The sequence below is a fragment of the Lentzea sp. NPDC102401 genome, assembly GCF_044765805.1.
Lineage (GTDB): Bacteria > Actinomycetota > Actinomycetes > Mycobacteriales > Pseudonocardiaceae > Lentzea > Lentzea sokolovensis.
In genome coordinates this window covers 46,197-62,268 of record NZ_JBIWKS010000016.1, presented here as the reverse complement: position 1 = coordinate 62,268, position 16,072 = coordinate 46,197, and the positions used below count along the sequence as shown (strand labels likewise).

Genomic DNA, 16,072 nt, shown 5'->3' with positions numbered 1-16,072 from the left:
GATTAGATCGTGCACGATGTAAGTTACCCGACGATTTACCTCGCACGCGATGTGTTTCAGCTCACTGGCGTTCGGCGCCGTGCTTGACCCGGTTCAGCGCCTTGCGGAGAACGGTGATCTCCTCCAGCGTCATGCCGAGCGCCTGGCCGAGCTGGTTGAACATCTCGGCACCGATCCACCGCAGGTCACGGCCCTTGTCCGTGAGCTGCACGAGCACCGAGCGCTCGTCATCGGGATGCGTTACGCGCACCAGCAGGCCGCTCTTCTCCAGCCGCTTGATCAACGGCGAGAGCGTGCTGTACTCCAGGTCGAGTTCGTGCACGAGCTCCCGGATCGGCCTCGAGTCCCGCTCCCACAGCAGCAGCATCACCAGGAACTGCGGGTAGGTGATGCCCGCCTTGTCGAGGATCGGCCGGTAGAAGCCCGTGACCGCCCGCGACGTCGTGTAGAGGTCGAAGCAGAGCAGGTCGGAGACCGTGGGGGTCACGACGGACGACGCGTCGGGAGTAGTGCTCACGCTTTTCAGGCTACTCGGAGCCAACCACCGCTATGGCGTGATCGGTTACGGCACGCCAACGGACACGTGAGCGGGACCCGCCCTGGCCTAAGACCAGGGCTCGTCCAGTGCCGAGGCCTCTGCCCCCGCGGTGCGCAGCTCGTCTCGCACCACACGATAGGCGAGGCCCTCCGCATAACCCTTGCGCGCCAACGCACCCACGAGCCGACGGATCTTCGCCGTCTCGTCCACGCCGGACATGGTGCGCAGCCGTTTGCGGACCAGTTCGCGGGCACGCTCTTCCTCGGCCTCGCTGTCGACCGCGGCGACGGCCTCGGCCACCACCTCGTCCGCCACGCCCTTGCGGCGCAGTTCCATGGCCAGGGCACGGCGGCCCAGACCGTTGTACGTGTGCCGGGACCGCACCCACATCTCGGCGAACTGCGCGTCGTCGATCAGACCGGCACGGTCGAACTTGCCGAGGACGATCTCGGCGACACCGGGGCTGATCTCCTTGCGCAGCAGGGCGTCGTACAGCTCCTGCCGGGAACGGGCCCGAGCGGTGAGCAGCGCGTAGCAGATGTCCCGCGCCTTGCGCTGCTCCTCAGCCTCGTTCAACCCTCACGACCTCAGAACTCGACCGGCGCGACGGGAACCGTCTCGTCGGCGTCGAGGGTCGCGCCGATGCCGAGCTTGTCCTTGATGCGCTTCTCGACCTCGTTGGCGATGTCCGGGTTGTCCAGCAGGAACTTGCGGGCGTTCTCCTTGCCCTGCCCCAACTGGTCGCCCTCGTAGGTGTACCAGGCGCCGGACTTGCGCAGGATGCCCTGGTCGACGCCCATGTCGATGAGCGAGCCCTCGCGGCTGATGCCCTTGCCGTAGAGGATGTCGAACTCGGCCTGCTTGAACGGCGGCGCGACCTTGTTCTTCACGACCTTGACCCTGGTGCGGTTGCCGACGGGCTCGCCGCCGTCCTTCAGGGTCTCGATGCGGCGCACGTCCAGACGCACGGAGGCGTAGAACTTCAGCGCCTTACCACCGGTCGTGGTCTCCGGGGAGCCGAACATCACGCCGATCTTCTCACGCAGCTGGTTGATGAAGATCGCGGTCGTGTTGGAGTTGCTGAGCGCACCCGTGATCTTGCGCAGCGCCTGGCTCATCAGGCGGGCCTGCAGACCGACGTGGTTGTCGCCCATCTCGCCCTCGATCTCGGCGCGCGGCACGAGGGCGGCGACCGAGTCGATGACCAGGATGTCGAGCGCGCCGGAGCGGACCAGCATGTCCGCGATCTCGAGCGCCTGCTCACCGGTGTCGGGCTGCGACACCAGGAGCGCGTCGGTGTCGACGCCCAGCTTCTTCGCGTACTCGGGGTCGAGGGCGTGCTCCGCGTCGATGAACGCCGCGATGCCGCCGGCCTTCTGCGCGTTCGCCACGGCGTGCAGCGCCACGGTCGTCTTACCCGACGACTCCGGACCGTAGATCTCGACGACCCGGCCGCGCGGCAGGCCACCGATGCCGAGCGCCACGTCCAGGGCGATCGCGCCGGTCGGGATCACGGCGATCGGGGCACGGCCCTCTTCGCCGAGCCGCATCACGGAGCCCTTGCCGAACTGCTTGTCGATCTGCGCCAGGGCCAGCTCGAGCGCTTTGTCCCGGTCGGGTGCTGCGGGTGCCATCTTGGGTCCACCTTTTGTCGTCTGCCGTTGCTTCGTCATGTTGGACCTGACGCTACTGGCGGGGTCTGACAATTCTGCGAAGCCGGGGGTCGGGGCCACTGTAGCCGAACACGTGTTCGAGCACACGCGACACTCCCGGCACCTCGCTCAGCGGCGATTTTCCGGAACATCGAACGCTTCGCAGACCGCGATCCAGACTTCCTTGGCCTCGGTTCCGGCCTCCAGCGCCTCGTCGGCGGTACGGCCCCCGAGCGACGACAGCACGTGGTCGCGGGCGATCATCTCGGCCCTGACCTGGCCGAACTCCCCCGCCATGAGTTTGCGGAACATGGTGATGCGCACCGGGAGACCCTAACGAACGGGCCTGCGCAGCGATGCGAAGAGGCACACGACGAGCAGCGGCAGGGCGGTGAAGCCGACGATCAGCCCGAGCGCCGCGTACGACCACGCCGTCACGACGATCCCGGACACCGCTCCCCCGACGGCGGCGCCGACGTTCATCACCAGATCGGACAGTCCCTGCGCGGCGGGTCTGTCCTCGACCCGCACGGACTCGGTCAGCAGCGCGGATCCCGCCACCATCCCCGCCGACCAGCCGAACCCGAGCAGCGCCAGTCCCGCGGCGAGCTGCGGGGCGTCGTGCGAGGGCGCCATGCCCGCGACCCCGGACGCCGCGACCACCAGCGACGCGCCGATCGCGAGCACCGGCACGCGGCCCAGCCGGTCCGCCATCCACCCGAACAGCGGGCTCGCCGCGTACATCGCGGCGACGTGCAGGCTGATCACGACGCCGACCACGCGCAACGACGACCCGGCGTGGTTCATGTGCACGGGTGTCATCGACATCAGCCCGACCATCGCGGTGTGGCACAACGTCACACCAACGAGTGCAAGTCGTGCCATCGGGCCGAGCGTCGCCCAGACCTTGAGGCCGCGGGGACTCTCGCCGCTGGCACCTCCCGCGCAGCAGTCCGGAGATTCAACCGGTCGAGTGCTCTTCACGACGACCAGCGGATCCGGCCGCAGTCCGAACTGGATCACCAGCACGGCGGCGCCGAGCACAACGGCCGCCAGCAGGAACGGCCCCACCCCCGCGGGCAGGCCGAGGGACGCGGCCGCCTTCCCCGCGGGATCGGCGAGGTTCGGGCCGATGATCGCGCCGATCATGGCCGCCCACACCACGCGGGAGAGTTCACGCGCACGGCGTTGTGGATGCGCCAGATCCGTTGCGGCATAACGAGCCGCGTAGTTCGCACTGGACGCCCCTCCGAACAGGAGGAGGCCCACCAGCAGCACTTGCCACAGACCGAGACCCACAGCGACGGCGGCGATCAGGGCGCCGAGCCCGCCCATGCCGTAGCCGAGGATGAGCGCGGGACGACGTCCGCTGCGTTGCGCGAGCCGGGCTCCTGGCAGGGCGAGCATCGCGGCACCGGCGACCGCCGCGGTCTGCGCGAGCCCGCCGACGGCCTCGGACCCGGAGAGCGATGCGGCGATCAGCGTGCTGAACGCGAGGCCGATCGTCACCGCCGCCGACCCCAGGATCTGGGTGCCGGTCAGGACCCGGACGACCTTGCGCTGCACGCGTTCGACCTGCGGCGCGACGGTCAACATGATCACGATCGTGACACGACGGGACCTCTCGCCGACAGGTCCATCAGGGGCGGTTACTCCCCCGGCTGCACGGACTTCTCGAAGAAATCGGCCATTTCGTCGGCCTTGAGCTCGTCCGCGTTCTCCTCGGCGGTCTTGGTGAGGATGCCGAACATCGGACGGCCCTTGGCGGTGAACACCAGCACACCGGTGCCGCTCGACGTGGCCGCGCGGTAGTCGCCCTCCAGGCCGTTGCCGGTCCAGTCGGCCTCGACGTGGTCGGTCTGGAACGACTTCGCGATGGAGGCCGCGTTGTTCTCGGCGCCGGTGACGCTGTCGGTGAGGATGTACTGGACCGCGTAGCCGTCGCGGATCGTGCAGCTCACGACCGTGCCCTTGATCTCCTCCATGCCGGTGATCTGCGCGGAGTCGGCCTTCTCGCAGCCGCCGCCGTCCGGCACGGTGCCCGCGAGCTGGCGCAGGCACTTCGTGAAGCCCTGACCGTCCTGCGCGGTGTCGTCCTTGCACTCGTCGGCGCTGGGCAGGTTCGGGCCGGACAGCGCGAAGGCCGCGCCGATGACGCCCGCCACCACGAGGACCGCCGCGCCGGCGCCGATGAGGACCTTCTTGTTGTCCTTCTTCTTCGCCGCCTGCTGCGGGAAGTTCGCCGGGTAGCTGCCGCTGACGTTCGGGTTCACCGCGTACGGGCCGGTGACCGGGTAGGCGCCGCTCGCCGAGTACGCGCCGCTCGGGTAGGACCCGCTCGGGTAGGACCCGCTCGGGTACGAACCGCTCGGGTAGGAGCCGCTGACCACCGGGTTCGGGCCGCTGACGTTCGGGTTCACCGGGTGCGGCCCGCTCACGGCGGGGCTGACCGGCGCGGTCACGACCGTGGGCGGTTCGACGTACTTGGGCTTCTCGTCCTCGGCCCTGAGCGTGATCGACGCCCGGTCCACGACCTGCGCGCCGGTCGCGACGATCGTCTCCGGGTGGTCGGGGTTGGTCGGGACGATGCCGACCTTCTCCGCGATGATCTGCGCGACCAGCGGCATCCGGCAGGACCCGCCGACGAGGTAGACGTGCTCGGGCGTGACCCCGGCCCGGTGCACCGTGGAGATGAGCAGCTCGGTGGTGCGGATCAGGCTCGACCGGACCAGCGCCTCCAGCTCGGCACGTGTGATGACGACCTTCTCGAACGGCTCCGGCATCAGCACCTCGACCTGAGGCAGCTCGGAGAGGTCCTCCTTCGCGAGGCGCAGTTCCTCGCGCAGGCCGAGGCGGGCGCGGTGGTCGTCGACCGTGACCGGGCGCATCAGCCGCTGCCAGCCGGCCGGGTCCTTGTGGGAGACCGTGCGGCCGATGTGCTCCAGCAGCGCCTGGTCGACGTCGAGACCGCCGACGTCGCTGAGGCTGCCGTCGGCGAGGATGCGGTGCTGGGCGTCGAGCACGGAGACGTCGAACGTGTCGGCGCCGAAGTCGTAGACGGCGAGCGGGCGGCCGCCGCTGAGCGAGGCGACCGCGGTGGCCTCGGGAACCGGCACGAGCTCGCCGGTCATGCCCGCGAGCCTGGCCGAGGACAGCAGCTTGTTGCGCCTGCTCGGGCCCCACTCCGCCGGGTGCGTCAGGCGGATCTCGTCGAGGTGCTCGCCTTTCAGCAGCGCTGTGACGGCCTCCAGCACGCGGGCGTAGATGGCCGCGAGCGCGTCGTTGACCGGCAGGTTCTGCTCGCCGAGCTTGAGGGTCGCCTTGTCGATGTGGCGCTTGGGGTTCGCCTCGTAGCGCGACGGGTCCTGACGCGAACGCCGCTCCGCTTCTCTGCCGACGCGCAGGGAGCCGTCCTCGTCGAGGTAGACGGACGAGGGCATCGTCGGCCCACCGTCCACATCCACCACGCCGTGGTCGGACAGCACCGCAACCGTGTTGGCGGTGCCCAGGTCGACGGACAGGACGCGCACCGTGCTCCCCTCGCAGACGTACTGCGGTGATCGTGCCACAGAGGGCTTCGCCGGGTGCTCGGACCTGCGCGATCGGAAATTGTCAGACCCCGGCGTCATGATGGTCGCCATGGACGTGATGGAGGCATTCTCACCGGCGACCAGGCAGTGGTTCGCCGGGGCCTTCGCCGCGCCCACCCAGGCGCAGACAGGTGCGTGGGCGGCCGCGGCGGCGGGCGAACACGCGCTGGTCATCGCCCCGACGGGCTCGGGCAAGACGCTGGCCGCGTTCCTGTGGGCACTGGACCGGCTGGCCGCCTCCCCGACGCCGGCGGAGCCGAAACGGCGCTGCCGGGTGCTGTACGTGTCGCCGTTGAAAGCGCTGGCGGTGGACGTCGAACGAAACCTGCGCGCTCCGCTGACCGGCATCCGGCAGGCCGCTCAGCGGCTGGGGGTGACGGAACCGTCGATCACCGTGGGCATGAGGACGGGCGACACGTCCCCCGAGGAGCGGCGGGCGTTCGGGCGCACTCCCCCCGACGTGCTGGTGACGACGCCGGAGTCGTTGTTCCTGCTGCTCACGTCGTCGGCGCGCGAGTCGTTGCGCGGCGTGGAGACGGTGATCGTCGACGAGGTGCACGCGGTGGCTGGCACCAAACGCGGCGGGCACCTGGCGTTGTCGCTGGAACGGCTCGATGCGCTGCTCGAACGGCCCGCACAGCGGATCGGGTTGTCGGCGACGGTGCGGCCGGTCGAGGAGATCAGCACGTTCCTCGCCGGCGGGCGGCCGGTGTCGGTCGTGCAGCCGAAGACCCCGAAGGTCATCCAGGTCGAGGTGGAGGTGCCGGTCGAGGACATGGCGCTGCTCGGCCAGCCGACGGGTGAGGTGTCGGGGTCGGCCGCGGGAGCCGAGCAACGCACGTCCATCTGGCCGTCGGTCGAGGCACGGATCCTGGAACTCGTGCGGGCGCACCGGTCGACGATCGTCTTCGCGAACTCGCGGCGGCTCGCGGAACGGCTGACCGCGCGCCTCAACGAGCTCGCCGAAGAGGCGGCCGAGCTGGAGTCGTTCCCGGCCGAGGCCATCGGCCAGTCGGGCATGACGGTGCAGAAGACCGCGTCCGTCGCCCGCGCGCACCACGGCTCGATGTCGCGAGAGCAGCGCACGGCCGTGGAAGAAGACTTGAAGACCGGGCGGCTGCCGTGCGTCGTGGCGACGTCGTCGCTGGAGCTCGGCATCGACATGGGCGCGGTCGACCTGGTGGTGCAGGTGGAGGCGCCGCCGTCGGTCGCGTCCGGGCTGCAGCGCGTCGGCCGGGCCGGGCACCAGGTCGGCGCGGTGTCGCGGGGCGTGATGTTCCCGAAGTTCCGCGGCGACCTGGTGTCGTGCGCGGTGGTGGCGGAACGGATGCGGGACGGCGCGATCGAGGCCGTGAGGTTCCCGCGCAATCCGCTCGACGTGCTGGCGCAGCACATCGTGGCGATGGTGGCGATGGAGTCGTGGACGGTCGAGGAGCTGACGGCGCTGGTGCGGCGGGCCGCGCCGTTCGCCGGGCTGCCGGACTCGGCGCTGAACGCGGTGCTCGACATGCTGTCCGGCCGGTATCCGTCCGAGGAGTTCGGCGAGCTGCGGCCCCGGATCACCTGGGACCGGGTGAACTCCGAACTGCGCGGCCGGCCGGGCTCGCAACGGCTGGCGGTCACGTCCGGCGGCACGATCCCCGACCGGGGGATGTACACCGTCATGACCCCGGCCTCGGAGAACGGGGCCGGTTCGCGCGTCGGTGAGCTCGACGAGGAGATGGTCTACGAGTCGCGGGTCGGCGACACGTTCCTGCTGGGCACGTCGTCGTGGCGGGTCCAGGACATCACGCACGACCGGGTGATCGTGGTGCCCGCGCCGGGGCAGCCCGCGCGGATGCCGTTCTGGAAGGGCGACGCTCCCGGCCGCCCGCTGGAACTCGGCCGTGCGATGGGCAAGTTCCTGCGCGAAGTGTCCACGATGGAGGACTCGGCGGCGCGTGAACGGGCCAGGTCCGCCGGTCTGGACGAGTGGGCGACGGACAACCTGCTCGCGTACCTGGGCGAGCAGCGGGAGGCCACGCGGCACGTCCCGAACGATAGGATCGTTCTGGTGGAACGGTTCCGCGACGAGCTGGGCGACTGGCGGCTCGTCGTGCACTCCCCGTTCGGCGCCCAGGTCAACGCTCCGTGGGCGCTCGCGATCGCGGCACGCCTGCGGGAGAAGCGCGGGGTCGAGGTGCAGGCCGCGCACTCCGACGACGGCATCGTGCTGCGGCTGCCCGACGCCCTGGACTACGAGGGCGTGGAGGTGACGGCGGGCGCGGAGGACGTGCTGCTCGATCCCGACGAGGTCGAGCAGATCGTGGTCGCGGAGGTGGGCGGCTCGGCGTTGTTCGCGGCCCGGTTCCGCGAGTGCGCGGCCCGGTCCCTGCTGCTGCCCCGCCGTGATCCACGCCGCCGCACCCCGTTGTGGCAGCAGCGGCAACGGTCGGCGCAACTGCTGTCGGTCGCCTCGAAGTACGAGAGCTTCCCGGTGGTCCTGGAGGCGATGCGCGAGTGCCTGCAGGACGTGTACGACGTGCCGGGCCTGCGGGAGCTGATGTCGGACGTCCGCGCGCGCAAGGTGCGCGTGGTCGAGGTGGAGACGCAGTCGCCGTCGCCGTTCGCCCGCAGCCTGCTCTTCGGCTATGTCGGCATGTTCCTCTACGAGCTGGACGCTCCGCTGGCGGAACGGCGTGCGGCGGCGTTGTCGCTCGACTCGACGCTGCTCGCGGAACTGCTCGGCTCGGAGGCGATCCGCGAACTGCTCGACCCGGAGGTCGTGGCCGAGGTCGAACGCAGCCTGCAGCGCCTCTCAGAGGACCGCCGGCCGCGGCACGCCGAGGACACCGCGGACCTGTTGCGGTTCCTGGGAGATCTCTCCGACGCTGAGGCGCTCGAACGCGGTGTTCCCCGCGCGTGGCTCGACGAACTGGTGTCCGAGCGCCGGGTGATCCGGGTCCGGATCGCCGGCGAGGAACGCAGCATCTCGATCGAGGACGCGGGCAAGGTCCGTGACGCGCTCGGTGTCGCTCTCCCGGTCGGCGTGCCGGAGGCGTTCACCGAACCGGTGGCGGACCCGCTGGGCGATCTGCTGAGCCGTTACGCCCGCACGCACGGGCCGTTCCCCGCCTCCGAACCCGCCGCCCGCTTCGGTCTGGGCGTGGCCGTGGTGACGGGGGTGCTGGAACGCATGGCGGCCACGGGCCGGTTGGTGCGCGGTGAGCTCCGGCCTGGTGGCACGCACACCGAGTACTGCGACGCGGACGTGTTGCGCCGTCTGCGCCGGGCCTCGCTGGCTCTGCTGCGGTCCGAGGTGGAGCCGGTCGAACCCGCCGCGCTGGGCCGATTCCTCCCGCAGTGGCACGGCCTGGGCCGCCGGTTGCGGTCGGCGCCGACGGTCGACGACGTGTTCTCGGTGGTGGAACAGCTCGCCGGAGCGCCACTTCCCGCGAGCGCCCTGGAATCGCTGCTGTTCCCGTCCCGGTTGCCCGGCTACTACCCGGCGTTGCTGGACGAGCTGACGGCGTCCGGCGAGGTCACGTGGACGGGGTGTGGCGCGCTGGCCGGTGGCGACGGCTGGATCGCGCTCGCGCCGACCGACGTGGCCGATCTGCTGCTGCCCGACCTGGTACCGGAGTCCATTCCGGAGTCGCCGCTGCACACGGCGGTGCTGGAGGCGTTGTCCGGCGGGGCGTTGTTCTTCCGCCAGGTGGTCGACCGGGCCTCGCTCACCGTGACGTGCACGGACGCCGAAGTCGTCGGCACGCTGTGGGATCTGGTGTGGGCGGGGCTGATCACCAACGACACGCTGGCGCCGCTGCGCGCGCTGGTGTCCGGTGGCGGGGCGGCGCACAAGCCTCGCCGCACTGCCCCGCGCGGCCGTTATGCACGGCTGCGCGCCGCTCGTCCCGACATGCCTTCCCGCACGGGGCCGCCGACCGCCGCCGGTCGCTGGTCCCTGGCGGTCGCGCCGGCGGAGGACCCGACCCGCCGGGCACACGCTCGCGCCGAGGCTTTCCTGGAACGCCACGGCGTGCTGACCAGGGGCGCGCTGGACACCGAGCGCGTGACAGGTGGGTTCAGCGGCGTCTACAAGGTGTTGCGGGCCATGGAGGAGTCGGGACAGGTCATCCGCGGCTACGTCGTCGAGGGGCTGGGCGCGGCCCAGTTCGCGGCGCGCGGCGCGGTGGATCGCCTGCGGGCGTTGTCCCGTCCTCCTGGTCAGCCGTCCCCGGCCGACCAGGCCGCGGTGGTGCTCGCCGCGGCCGATCCCGCCCAGCCCTACGGTGCCGCGCTGGCGTGGCCGGACCCGTTGGGCGAGGGCAAACACCGACCGGCTCGCAAGGCCGGCGCGCTGGCGGTGCTGGTCGACGGCACCCCGGCGCTCTACGTGGAGAGAGGAGGTAAATCACTGCTGTCGTTCACCGACGACGAGCCGACCCTGCGCACCGCCGCGAACGCCCTGAGCCGGGCCGTCCGCGATGGCTGGCTGGGCCAGCTGGCGGTCCAGCGGGCCGACGGCGAGGTCGCGCTGACCTCGCACCTGGCGACGGTCCTGCAGGAAGCCGGTTTCCGCGCCACTCCGAAGGGTCTGCGCCTGCGCGCGTGACTTACGCGGGGAACAGGGAGCTGTAGGCGTTGAGCGCCGGCTGCCCGCCGAGGTGGGCGTAGAGGACCGTGCTGTCGCGGCCGATCTCGCCCGACGACACGAGGTGGATGAGCCCTGCCAGGGACTTTCCCTCGTAGACCGGGTCGGTGATCATGCCTTCGAGGCTCGCGCCCAGGCGCATGGCGTCCACGGTGGACTCGTCGGCGATGCCGTAGGTGCCGGCGTGGAAGCGGTCGTCGAGGAGGATGTCCTCTTCGGACACCGTGACCTCGCGGAGCTTGGCGGTGTTGTGCGCGATGCGGGTGATCTGGGCGAGGGTCTCGGCGGGTTTGGCGGACGCGTCGATGCCCAGCACGCGGCGGTTCGGGTCGTTCGCGAAACCGGCGACCATGCCCGCCTGGGTGCTGCCGGTGACCGAGCAGACGACGACGGTGTCGAAGAAGACGCCGAGCTGGGCTTCCTGCTGGCGGACCTCGTCGGCCCAGTTCGCGAAGCCCATGCCGCCCAGCGGGTGGTCGGAGGCGCCGGCGGGGATCGGGTAGGGCTTGCCGCCGTTCACGCGGACCTCTTCGATCGCCTGTTCCCAGGCGGGTTTGACGCCGATGCCGAACTCGGCGCTCACCAGCCGGACGTCGGCTCCCATCATGCGGCTGAGCAGGATGTTGCCGACCCGGTCGCTGCCGACGTCGGCCCAGTCGACCCAGCTCTCCTGCACCAGCACGGCTTTCAGGCCTGCCCTGGCCGCGGCGGCCGCGACCTGCCGGGTGTGGTTGGACTGGATGCCGCCGATCGACACGAGGGTGTCGCAGCCGGTGGCGAGCGCGTCGGCGACGAGGTACTCGAGCTTGCGGGTCTTGTTGCCGCCGTAGGCGAGGCCGGAGTTGCAGTCCTCGCGCTTGGCCCAGACCGCGGCGCCGCCGAGGTGAGCGGTGAGGCGGTCCAGGCGGTGGACCGGCGAGGGGCCGAAGAGGAGCGGGAATCTGTTCACAGCTCGGCCTCCAGGGTGTTCCAGTTCTCGTCGACCAGGGTGGCGGCCAGCGCGGGGTCGCCCTTCTCGCACGCCTCGATGATCTGCTGGTGCTGGGTGACGGAGTGGCGGGCGTCCGGCGAGGAGAACCGGCTGTGCTCGGCCCGGCGCACCAGCGGGGTGAAGCGGTCGATGGTCGCGGCGATCGCGAAGTTGCCGCAGCGGTGGACGGCCACCGCGTGGAACTCGTCGTCGGCGGCCAGCGCGGCGACGGCGTCGTTGGTGTCGAGCGCCTTCTTGAAGGCCTTGTTCGCGGCGCGCATCGCGGCGAGGTCCTCGGCCGGCATCTTCGGCACCGCGATGCCGATGGCGAGGGCGTGCATGGACTGGACGACGACGAGGGCGTCGCGCACGGGTTCCGCTTCCAGCGCGGTGACACGCGTGTACGCGTGCGGCTTGGTCTCGACCAGGCCCTCGTCGGTCAGCGTGGCGAGTGCCTCGCGCACCGGGGTGCGGGACAGGCCGAGCTTCTCCGCCAGTTCGACGTCCTTGATGGGCGTGCCCGGCTCCAGGTCGCCGCGCACGATCGCCGTCCGTATCTCGGCCGCCGCCCGCTCCTTCAGTGACCCATATCCAATATATTGCATATCAGTGAGCGTAGGGCTCGGGTCGGGTGATCGCAACAACAAGCCCCCGAGCCGCGGCGCGACTCGGGGGCTTGGGTGGTTCAGGCGAGTTGACTGACCGGCGGTGTCAGTTCACGGGCAGGGCGCGGCCGAGGACCGCGAACGGCCGCGGGTCGCCGGTGAACTGGTAGTGCCGCAACACGTCCACGAAGCCGACGCGGCGGTAGAGCTTCCACGCCTTGCTCGGACCTTCGGGCGTGGACAGCAGCACGCGGGAGGACGACACGCCCTCCATCAGGCGGCGCAACAGCTCCTCGCCGAGGCCACGGCCCTGGGCGCGCGGCAGCACGTGCAGTTCGGTCAGCTCGAAGTAGTCGGTGAGCCAGTCCTCGACGACGGTGGGCGGCGAGACCTGCATCAGCCCGCGCCGCACCTGCTCGTGCCACCACTGGCCGGCCGCGCCGCGATAGCCGTAGCCGATGCCGACGAGTTCGTCCTGCTCCCCCAGCGCGACGACGCAGCGCCAGTCCTCGCGCATCATGTGCGCGAGCCACATCGGGGCGCGCTGCTCGACGGTGCCGGGCGGGTAGTTCATGGCCGTCACGTACAGCGCGAGCGCTTCGCCCAGCCGCACGTTCAGCTCCGAGGCCGTCATCTCGACGATGCGCTCCAGGCGCGGCGAGGCCGTCATGCCGTCACCACCGCCACGCGTCCGCCCGTCAGCGCCACCAGATCCGCGAAGGTCGTGGGGTAGACGGCGTGCGGATGCCCCGCGGCCGCCCAGATCTCCTCGTAACCGGACAACGCCCTGTCCACGATGGTCTCGATCGGCGCCGGGTGCCCGACCGGCGACACCCCGCCGATCACCTGGCCCGTGTGCTCGCGGACGAACTCCGGGGCGGCGCGCTTCACGGCGTCCGCGCCCACGAGTTCGGCCACCATCGACGTGTCCGCGCGGTGTGCGCCCGAGGTCAGGACCAGCAGCGGGGCGGCGACTCCGTCACGCACCGCGGCGAACAGCAGGCTGTTCGCGATCGCGCCGACCTGCACGCCCACCGCTTCCGCGGCGGCCGCCGCGGTCCGCACGGCGTCCGGCAGCACGACGATGCGTTCGGCGGTGGCTGACGGCAGGGCTTCCGCGACCTTGCGGATTCCGGGGTGTTCGAGCGCACTCACGTATCCATCAGACCACGACTCGCGCCCACGTGGTGGGGCGGGTTGAGGAATCCATCGGCCGGGAGCTACGCTGACGGAGACTCGAACATGTGTTCGAGTCTCACCATGCCTCGGAGGTGGGGTGGGGGAAGCACCCCACCTCCGAGAGCCGCCGGCTTCCCCTCGGCGGTGACGTCGTTCACCGACGCCACGAGGAGGCCGAGATGACAGCCGATCTTTCGAATCCGGCAGCCTTCCCCATCCCGTTGCCACCCGCGTCCGCGCTCGCCCTGCTGCGGCAGGCCCACGACTCGCTCGCCGAGTCGGAGCGGACGCCCGAACCCCCGCAGCGGTTCGCGACCGCTTATCTCGCCGCACTGCGCGCTGCCGCCGCGGTGCTCGCCTTACGTGGACGACCCCATCGCGGACGGTCGAGGCCGACCAGCGCGTGGGTGCTGCTCGGCGCGCTCGCGCCGGAGATGAGTGAGTGGGCCGCTTTCTTCGCGTCGTGGTCGTCCACGCGGGCTGCCGTGCTCGCGGGGATCACCCGGCACGTCGACGCGCGCACGGCCGACGACCTGGTGCGCCAGACCCATCAGTTCGTGCTGCTCGTCGACCGCGTGATGAGCGAGGAGATGCGGTGAACTCTCTCGACATCCTGCGTCGTGAGGCGGAACTGCTCGCCATGTCCGCGATCGGCCAGCCACCGCACAAGGGCGTGCCGGCCTGTCCCGGTCTGAACCTCGGGGAGACCGTGCGGCACATCGGCGGCGGTTACCGCAGCGTGCTGGCGTGGATCAGGCTCGGCCGGGAGCCCCGAGCCGGGGAGTGGCAGGACTACCCGGCGCCCGGCGAGGACACGCTCGACTTCATGCGGTCGGGCGCGGAGGCCGTGATCGCGGAACTCGAGGCGCACGACGAGGACGAGCCGTGCGCGACGTGGTGGCCTGACCGGCAGAACTACGGGTTCTGGCGGCGACGGCTCGCGCACGAGACGACGGTGCACCGCATGGACGTCCAGGGCGCCTCCGGCGTAGAACCCGGCGCCGTCGCCGACGAGGTCGCGATCGACGGCGTCGACGAGGTGCTCACGTTGTGGCTGGGACACAAGCTGGACGTGCTCGGGGTGCGGGGGTCGCGGGAGAGCCTCGTGGCCATCCAGGTCGAGGACCACCTTTGGCTCACGCGCTGCGGCCCGCGCGGCGCGTCGGCGTGGCGCGTGGTCGACCCGGAGGACGCGCACGCCGCCGACGCTCAGGTGTCGGCGAGCCCGATGACGATGTACCGCTGGCTGTGGGGCCGGTTGCCCGACCGTCTGGTCACGACGGTCGGCGACGACGACGCCATCGCGCAGCTGTGGGCGCTACTGCGGCTCGCGACCAAGTAGGACGGACGCGGTCTCCTCGCCCGTTGCCGACAGCAGCCGGTAGCGGGCGCGGGGGCCGTCGAAGTCCAGCACTGCCACGGAGTTCCCGAAGTGCGGGCCGCTGGTCTTGCGCCAGTGCACCAGGTCCTCCGGCACGCCGGCCAGCGTCGCGAGGCGGCGGAACACCCACGAGGCCCCGCGCGACCACGACAGCCGGAACCCCGGCCTCAGGAACTTCGGCGCCTCGTTGTGGATGGGCGAGCACACGAGTTGCGCGACCACTGCCTTGGTGGGCTTGGGGAACTCGGCCTCGGCGACGTAGCTGTGGTGCACGTCGCCGGACAGCACGCAGACCGTCGCGGCGCCGTTGCCCGCTGCCTTCTCGATCATCCGCGTGAGCCGGTCGAACGACTCGCGGAACGCCGGCCAGTGCTCCAGGTCGACCGCCTGCCTGATCGCCTCGGCGGCTTTGCCCTGCCAGCCCGGTTTGCGCGCGCCGATCTCGTTGAGGGACTGGAAGTGACTGAGCGCGTGTGGCATCAGCCACGGCAGCGACGAGCCGATCAGCAGGTGGTCGATGTCGCCGCCGGTGTTCTCCTCGATCCAGTCGAACTCGGCGTCGCTGACCATCTGCCGCTTGTCCTCTTCGAGGATGCGGCCGCAGCGCGTGTCGACCATGAGCAGCCGGGCGCGGCCGAAGTCGCGGCGGAAGCTCCACCACGTCGACTTGCGGCCCTCCACCTCCTTGTCCGCCTCCTCGGCGAACTCCTCCAGCAACGGCAGCACGTCCGTGTCCTGGGCCTTCACCTTGGCGTACAAGGGATTCCGCGCGAGCTCGTCCGGGCTGAGGTTGCCCAGGTGCTGGTAGACCCAGTACGAGGAGAGGGCGCCGCGGATCCTGTCGCGCCACCACGGCTTGTCCGCCATCTCCGCGCGCCACGTCGCGGAGGTGTTCCAGTCGTCGCGCACGTCGTGGTCGTCGAAGATCATCGCCGTCGGCACGACCGACAGCAGCCAGCGGATCTCCGGGTCGCCCCAGGTCTCGTGGTAGAGGTGGGCGTACTCGCCGAAGTGCACGACCTCGCCGTCCGGTTCCTCCGTGCCCTGCCTGCGTTCCCGCAGCCACTGCTTGGTGGCCTCGGTGGGTTCGTCGGCGTAGACCTGGTCTCCCAGCAGGATCAGCGCGTGCGGCCACTCTTCCTCGGGCGTCTCCATGAGCCGCTGCGCGAACGCGTCGAGGGCGTCGGGGCCGACGGGCTGGGTCGGCGCGGCGCGGCACGAGCCGAAGGCGATCCGGCGGACCTCACCGGTGCGGATGACCGGTTTCGGGAACTCGCTGCCGGGTTCCGGCCAGACCTGCTCGCCGTCGAGCCGGACGTCGTATTCCGTGCGCTCGCCGAGGTTCTCGAGTCTGACGAGCGCGAAGTGCTGCCGTCCCGCCTGAAACGTGCGCGCGGTGTTCCCCGCGATCACGACCTCGCACGCGGCGTCCGTCTCGACCCACACCGTCGCGGACGATTCGTCGACATGCCTCAGGAGGGGTCCGAGCACCAGCTTCGCCACGCGCGAGACAGTACCCTCGTA

The 16,072-nt window shown here is 70.8% G+C and carries 14 protein-coding genes; 3 read left to right on the top strand and 11 right to left on the bottom strand.

The window, feature by feature from the left end; all coding sequences use genetic code 11:
• Positions 1-61 precede the first annotated feature (61 nt).
• The 6 genes from ACIRG5_RS40505 to ACIRG5_RS40480 form a co-directional block, all read right to left on the bottom strand.
• Positions 62-517, bottom strand: a complete 456-nt coding sequence (locus ACIRG5_RS40505) for a MarR family winged helix-turn-helix transcriptional regulator (RefSeq protein ID WP_402915291.1) — start codon at positions 515-517, stop codon at positions 62-64.
• An 87-nt stretch (positions 518-604) separates the two neighbouring features.
• Entirely contained in the window at positions 605-1,114 is a 510-nt protein-coding gene (locus tag ACIRG5_RS40500) for a regulatory protein RecX (RefSeq protein WP_402915288.1), read from the bottom strand.
• Between the two features lie 11 nt (positions 1,115-1,125).
• A complete protein-coding gene (recA, locus tag ACIRG5_RS40495; RefSeq protein WP_090073224.1) occupies positions 1,126-2,172 on the bottom strand; it encodes a recombinase RecA in 1,047 nt (348 codons plus the stop codon).
• 147 nt (positions 2,173-2,319) lie between these two features.
• A complete protein-coding gene (locus ACIRG5_RS40490) occupies positions 2,320-2,514 on the bottom strand; it encodes a DUF3046 domain-containing protein (RefSeq protein WP_360043196.1) in 195 nt (64 codons plus the stop codon).
• Positions 2,515-2,523: 9 nt separating this feature from the next.
• Positions 2,524-3,786 (bottom strand): MFS transporter, encoded by a 1,263-nt coding sequence (locus ACIRG5_RS40485; protein WP_402915284.1) that lies wholly within the window; start codon positions 3,784-3,786, stop codon positions 2,524-2,526.
• 53 nt (positions 3,787-3,839) lie between these two features.
• On the bottom strand, positions 3,840-5,720 hold the full coding sequence (locus ACIRG5_RS40480) for an Hsp70 family protein (protein WP_402915282.1): 1,881 nt from the start codon (positions 5,718-5,720) through the stop codon (positions 3,840-3,842).
• 97 nt (positions 5,721-5,817) lie between these two features.
• Here ACIRG5_RS40480 and ACIRG5_RS40475 point away from each other — a divergent pair, with 97 nt between their 5' ends.
• Entirely contained in the window at positions 5,818-10,374 is a 4,557-nt protein-coding gene (locus ACIRG5_RS40475; RefSeq protein WP_402915609.1) for an ATP-dependent helicase, read from the top strand.
• Between the two features lies 1 nt (position 10,375).
• Here ACIRG5_RS40475 and ACIRG5_RS40470 read toward each other — a convergent pair whose 3' ends face one another.
• The 4 genes from ACIRG5_RS40470 to ACIRG5_RS40455 all read right to left on the bottom strand — a co-directional run bounded on the left by ACIRG5_RS40470 (position 10,376) and on the right by ACIRG5_RS40455 (position 13,143).
• Complete coding sequence (locus tag ACIRG5_RS40470) at positions 10,376-11,362, bottom strand: 1-aminocyclopropane-1-carboxylate deaminase (protein WP_402915280.1); 987 nt, start codon at positions 11,360-11,362, stop codon at positions 10,376-10,378.
• A complete protein-coding gene (locus tag ACIRG5_RS40465; protein WP_402915278.1) occupies positions 11,359-11,988 on the bottom strand; it encodes a GntR family transcriptional regulator in 630 nt (209 codons plus the stop codon). Before ACIRG5_RS40465 ends, ACIRG5_RS40470 begins: the two co-directional genes overlap by 4 nt.
• Before the next feature lie 106 nt (positions 11,989-12,094).
• A complete protein-coding gene (locus tag ACIRG5_RS40460) occupies positions 12,095-12,658 on the bottom strand; it encodes a GNAT family N-acetyltransferase (RefSeq protein ID WP_402915276.1) in 564 nt (187 codons plus the stop codon).
• Entirely contained in the window at positions 12,655-13,143 is a 489-nt protein-coding gene (locus ACIRG5_RS40455; RefSeq protein WP_402915274.1) for a YbaK/EbsC family protein, read from the bottom strand. The genes ACIRG5_RS40460 and ACIRG5_RS40455 overlap by 4 nt, the downstream gene beginning before the upstream one ends.
• Positions 13,144-13,346: 203 nt before the next feature.
• Here ACIRG5_RS40455 and ACIRG5_RS40450 point away from each other — a divergent pair, with 203 nt between their 5' ends.
• Together ACIRG5_RS40450 and ACIRG5_RS40445 are read left to right on the top strand one after the other, a co-directional pair.
• The gene (locus tag ACIRG5_RS40450) at positions 13,347-13,766 is read left to right on the top strand and encodes an SAV_6107 family HEPN domain-containing protein (RefSeq protein ID WP_402915272.1); all 420 of its coding nucleotides are present in this window, start codon (positions 13,347-13,349) and stop codon (positions 13,764-13,766) included.
• On the top strand, positions 13,763-14,509 hold the full coding sequence (locus ACIRG5_RS40445; RefSeq protein WP_402915269.1) for a maleylpyruvate isomerase N-terminal domain-containing protein: 747 nt from the start codon (positions 13,763-13,765) through the stop codon (positions 14,507-14,509). Before ACIRG5_RS40450 ends, ACIRG5_RS40445 begins: the two co-directional genes overlap by 4 nt.
• Here the strand turns inward: ACIRG5_RS40445 and ACIRG5_RS40440 are convergent.
• A complete protein-coding gene (locus tag ACIRG5_RS40440; RefSeq protein ID WP_402915266.1) occupies positions 14,486-16,051 on the bottom strand; it encodes an alkaline phosphatase D family protein in 1,566 nt (521 codons plus the stop codon). The two genes, ACIRG5_RS40445 and ACIRG5_RS40440, sit on opposite strands and share 24 nt — an antisense overlap.
• Between the last annotated feature and the right edge of the window lie 21 nt (positions 16,052-16,072).